Genomic DNA, 4,634 nt, shown 5'->3' on the forward strand with positions numbered 1-4,634 from the left:
CTACCGCCGTAGGTTTTTGCCAAAACGGTGGTGATTGCAGCAGTCAGGGTAGTTTTACCGTGGTCAACGTGGCCGATAGTACCAACGTTAACGTGCGGTTTTGAACGTTCAAACTTTTCTTTAGACATTAGGTTGTCCCTCTAAGACACGGAATCGGTGGTTTCACCACATCAACCAAGCAATTGCTTGCGAGATATTTACAGGAAGAAAATCAGGAGATAAGAACATATGAAGTGGTGCTGATAGGCAGATTCGAACTGCCGACCTCACCCTTACCAAGGGTGTGCTCTACCAACTGAGCTATATCAGCACATCTTGGAGCGGGCAGCGGGAATCGAACCCGCATCATCAGCTTGGAAGGCTGAGGTAATAGCCATTATACGATGCCCGCGTGAACTCGGCTACCTGACTTTAATCAGCTGTATCTTGTATCTCAAATGTTTTGTCTGGAGTATAACTCGAGCAAAACACTCAAGATGGAAACTAGTTAATGGTGGTGGGGGAAGGATTCGAACCTTCGAAGTCTGTGACGGCAGATTTACAGTCTGCTCCCTTTGGCCGCTCGGGAACCCCACCTTTCCAAATTTTTAATGGTGCCGGCACCAAGAGTCGAACTCGGGACCTACTGATTACAAGTCAGTTGCTCTACCAACTGAGCTATGCCGGCATCAAGTGCTGCGCATTTTAGGTAGAGTTGGCCCCCGATGCAACAAAAAAATTGTTTTTTTTATTCTTTCGCTCACAAAACAATCGCTTTTGATGATATCGATTATTTTCTCAATAGTTTCAGTTCAAATAAAAAGCAAAAAGCTTTACGGAGCAGAAAGCAACAAATGTATTTACTGATCATTTTTGGAAAATTATTTGCGTCACCAAATTCTTTTTTTTGAAAAAATAAAAATTACTGCCAAAAAATAGCCTCGAAACTCGAACATTTTTTAGGATTTTGTATTTACCATCAAAAAAATTACTAAAATCATAAAAAATTCTACGCCTGCGATAACGCAACCGATATGATGAGATTTATTTTTTGTCGGATACGGGTGTTTTCAACAACCTGTCCAACCTGCATAGACAGGCAGATGTTGGCTTATGAATAACAAAGAATCTTTTTTGACAACTCCATATTTACAATTTGATCGTGAACATTGGGCAACATTGCGTGACTCAGTACCTTTAACATTAACAGAAGAAGAGGTGGCTGCTTTAAAAGGGATTAATGAAGAAATCTCAATAGACGAAGTAGTCGAGATTTATCTTCCATTATCACGCCTGCTTAATTTTTATATTAGTTCCAATTTACGGCGACAAGCTGTTCTTGAACAATTTTTAGGAACAGATGAACAAAAAGTTCCTTACGTAATTGGTATCGCAGGCAGTGTTGCGGTTGGAAAAAGCACTACCGCACGCTTATTACAAGCATTATTAAGCCGCTGGCCTGAACATCGCCGTGTTAAGTTAGTCACTACAGACGGTTTCTTGCACTCTAATAGTGTGTTAAATGAACGTGGTTTAATGAAAAAAAAGGGATTTCCTGAATCCTATGATATGCGTAACCTGGTAAAATTCGTTGCTGATATAAAATCAGGGAGTGAAAAGGTCAGTGCGCCAGTATATTCTCATCTGAGCTATGATATTGTTCCCAATGAACAAATTATTATAGAAAGGCCTGACATTCTGATCCTAGAAGGCTTAAACGTTCTACAAAGTGGCATGGATTATCCACACGAGCCACACCATGTATTTGTTTCTGATTTTGTTGATTTTTCCATTTATGTCGATGCATCAGATGAATTACTCGAACAATGGTATATCAGCCGTTTTCTTAAGTTTCGGCAAGGTGCTTTTTCCGATCCGGATTCTTATTTTCACGACTATTCTAAGCTGACTACAGAAGAAGCGATAAAAATCGCATCAAATATTTGGCGGGAAATTAATGGATTAAACTTACAGCAAAATATTTTACCAACTAGAGAACGTGCTAGCTTGATTATGACAAAAGGAACCAATCATTCGATTGAAAGCGTCAGGCTAAGGAAATAAAATAAACAGCCGGAAACATTTCCGGCTTTCCCCTTCAACAACTCCTCAAAGAAATTTCACCACCCATATAAGATGTAATAACACCATTAATATCAAGCAATAGTGCCCCTTGTTGATCAATCCCACGGGCAACACCAAAAATTTCCTGTTCGCCAATAATTAATTTTACAGGGCGATTAATAAAATTATCTAATTTAAGCCATCGATGGATAAAAGAAGATAACCCTTCTTTTTCAAATTGGAGCAGTGCTTCTTTTAGCTCAACAATGATTTCCGAAATCAATTTGTTCCGCTCAACCACCACTCCCGCCTGCTGTAAATTAGTCCACCGCTGGTTAATTAATTTCTGTTGCTCACTACTCATCGAGATATTCATACCTATCCCAATAACAATATGAGCTGCATCTCCCGTTCTACCGGTTAATTCAACTAATATTCCCGCTAATTTTTTATCATCTAAATATAGATCATTTGGCCATTTTACTTTTACTCTTTCGGCTCCCTGACGGTTAAGAACTTCTGTGATGACTATTCCAACTACCAGACTTAAACCAATTGCAGCCGATGGCCCTTGTTCTAATCGCCAATACATCGACAAATATAAATTTCGGCCAAACGCAGAAACCCACTGCCTACCACGACGTCCTCTACCTGCATATTGATATTCTGCAACACAAGAATCGCCTGAATTCAGTTTGGCTAATTTCTCCAACAAATATTGATTTGTAGAATCAATAACAGGTATAACTTCAAGATGAGCATTTGGAAGATAATTATCAATGATTTCTTTATCAAGAAGATTCATAGGAGCAGGAAAACGATATCCTTTACCTGGAAGTGTTAAAATTTCTACTCCCCATTCACGGATAGTCTGTATATGTTTGTTGATTCCTGCGCGACTCATGCCCAATTCCTGGCCAAGTTGCTGTCCTGAATGAGTCTCACCATCAGACAATATTTTAATTAATTTTAACGGAATACTAATATCTTTCATGAAATACACTCCACTGCGTCTATCTCCCCATTACTACCAATGAAGCGAACCTCGGGTTCTAAGAAGATATTAAATTTTTCCGCTACCCTGTTCCGCACATAAGCAGCCAAAGTAATAATATCTTTCCCCGTTGCATTTCCTTTATTAATTAGTACCAATGCTTGCTGCGTATGCACTGCAGCATCACCAATAGAATAGCCTTTCAAGTTACATTGATCGATTAGCCAACCCGCAGCAGTTTTTACGCTATTTTCATTATGGTGATATTGGGGGCAATTTGGATACTGAGATTTAATTTTTTGTGCTAACCCGACGGATATGATTGGGTTTTTGAAGAAACTTCCTACATTTCCCATTATTGCAGGATCTGGTAATTTACTCTGGCGCATTTCACACACAGCATAAAATATTTGTTCTGGTGTAACATCTTCTCGTGAGAATTGAGCTAAACTACCATAAGTCAATATTGGTTCCCACGCTTTATTCAAATTCAGTCCCACAGCTGTAATAGCATAACCATCCTTATATTGATGTTTGAAAATGCTGTCTCTGTATGCAAATTCACACTCATTTTTCATAAGGCGAATAGAGTTACCTGTTTTCAATTCAATAAAATCGACATACTCACAGACATGCTTAAACTCAATCCCATATGCCCCGATATTTTGAATAGGGGCAGAGCCTACATTTCCAGGTATTAAAGCTAAATTTTCCAAGCCATAAACCTGTTGCTTGAGTAAATAGGTGATCAGCTCATGCCAATTTTCACCTGCACCAACATGTATATGCCATGCTGTGTCCGATTCTTGTATATTAATACCAAGAATACGATTTAGAATCACAGTACCTTTAAAATTTTCAGTGAATAGGACATTACTTCCTCCTCCCAGCAATAAAATAGGTTGGTCTTTACCCTGTGCTTTTTGCCATAAAGATAAGAGTGATTCAATAGTGGTTGCTGTGGCGATATGATCAGCACAAGCTGAAATGCCAAATGTGTTGAACGCTTTTAGTTCAGTAGGTTGACGGGCAGACATTCACTTCAAGCTCAATAGATAATTTAGTCGTAGTCTATCAGACTCTACATTTGAAAGATAAGACCACAGTCAACCAATATTTATATCTGCTTGAAAATATTAAATAATTAGAAATGCAAAAGGCCACTCATTTGAGTGGCCTTTTGACTATATTAAAGCTTGGCAGTTCCCTACTCTCGCATGGGGAGACCCCACACTACCATCGGCGCTACGGCGTTTCACTGCTGAGTTCGGCATGGGGTCAGGTGGGACCGCCGCGCTATCGCCGCCAAGCAAATTCTGTTTTATTTGCCGAACATATTATTCATGGTGCTGATACCCAGATTCGAACTGGGGACCTCACCCTTACCAAGGGTGTGCTCTACCAACTGAGCCATATCAGCAAATGCTAAAATAAAAAGCGGTGCCAAATGGGCAACACTTATAAATTAGATGTCTGGCAGTGCCCTACTCTCGCATGGGGAGACCCCACACTACCATCGGCGCAACGGCGTTTCACTGCTGAGTTCGGCATGGGATCAGGTGGGACCACCGCGCTCTTGCCGCCAGACAAATCCTGT

Annotated in this window: 4 protein-coding genes, 5 tRNA genes and 2 rRNA genes; 1 reads left to right on the plus strand and 10 read right to left on the minus strand. The window is 40.1% G+C overall.

The features are described from left to right. The 5 genes from AACQ81_RS01410 to AACQ81_RS01430 form a co-directional block, all read right to left on the minus strand. On the minus strand, window positions 1-128 hold a 128-nt coding region (locus tag AACQ81_RS01410), incomplete at its 3' end, for a GTP-binding protein (RefSeq protein WP_230333040.1). 106 nt (window positions 129-234) lie between these two features. Further along, a tRNA-Thr gene (locus AACQ81_RS01415) sits at window positions 235-310 on the minus strand. A gap of 6 nt (window positions 311-316) precedes the next feature. Then, window positions 317-391: transfer RNA gene (locus tag AACQ81_RS01420), tRNA-Gly, on the minus strand. 100 nt (window positions 392-491) lie between these two features. Beyond that, window positions 492-576: transfer RNA gene (locus AACQ81_RS01425), tRNA-Tyr, on the minus strand. Between the two features lie 15 nt (window positions 577-591). Beyond that, window positions 592-667 (minus strand) — tRNA-Thr (locus tag AACQ81_RS01430). A 425-nt stretch (window positions 668-1,092) separates the two neighbouring features. On the opposite strand from AACQ81_RS01430, the gene coaA reads away from it, so the two are divergent. Then, on the plus strand, window positions 1,093-2,043 hold the full coding sequence (coaA, locus tag AACQ81_RS01435) for a type I pantothenate kinase (protein ID WP_237388390.1): 951 nt from the start codon (window positions 1,093-1,095) through the stop codon (window positions 2,041-2,043). Between the two features lie 34 nt (window positions 2,044-2,077). Here the strand turns inward: coaA and birA are convergent, their stop codons facing one another. From birA to rrf (AACQ81_RS01460), 5 genes are all read right to left on the minus strand, one after another. Next, on the minus strand, window positions 2,078-3,037 hold the full coding sequence (gene birA, locus AACQ81_RS01440; protein ID WP_237388391.1) for a bifunctional biotin--[acetyl-CoA-carboxylase] ligase/biotin operon repressor BirA: 960 nt from the start codon (window positions 3,035-3,037) through the stop codon (window positions 2,078-2,080). Further along, window positions 3,034-4,074 (minus strand): UDP-N-acetylmuramate dehydrogenase, encoded by a 1,041-nt coding sequence (gene murB, locus AACQ81_RS01445; protein ID WP_237388392.1) that lies wholly within the window; start codon window positions 4,072-4,074, stop codon window positions 3,034-3,036. The genes birA and murB overlap by 4 nt, the downstream gene beginning before the upstream one ends. Window positions 4,075-4,231: 157 nt before the next feature. Further along, window positions 4,232-4,347, minus strand: a 5S ribosomal RNA gene (gene rrf, locus AACQ81_RS01450). A 34-nt stretch (window positions 4,348-4,381) separates the two neighbouring features. Continuing rightward, a tRNA-Thr gene (locus AACQ81_RS01455) sits at window positions 4,382-4,457 on the minus strand. A gap of 51 nt (window positions 4,458-4,508) precedes the next feature. Then, window positions 4,509-4,624 (minus strand): 5S ribosomal RNA (rrf, locus tag AACQ81_RS01460). Between the last annotated feature and the right edge of the window lie 10 nt (window positions 4,625-4,634).

This window comes from Xenorhabdus sp. Sc-CR9, assembly GCF_963897815.1.
GTDB lineage: Bacteria > Pseudomonadota > Gammaproteobacteria > Enterobacterales > Enterobacteriaceae > Xenorhabdus.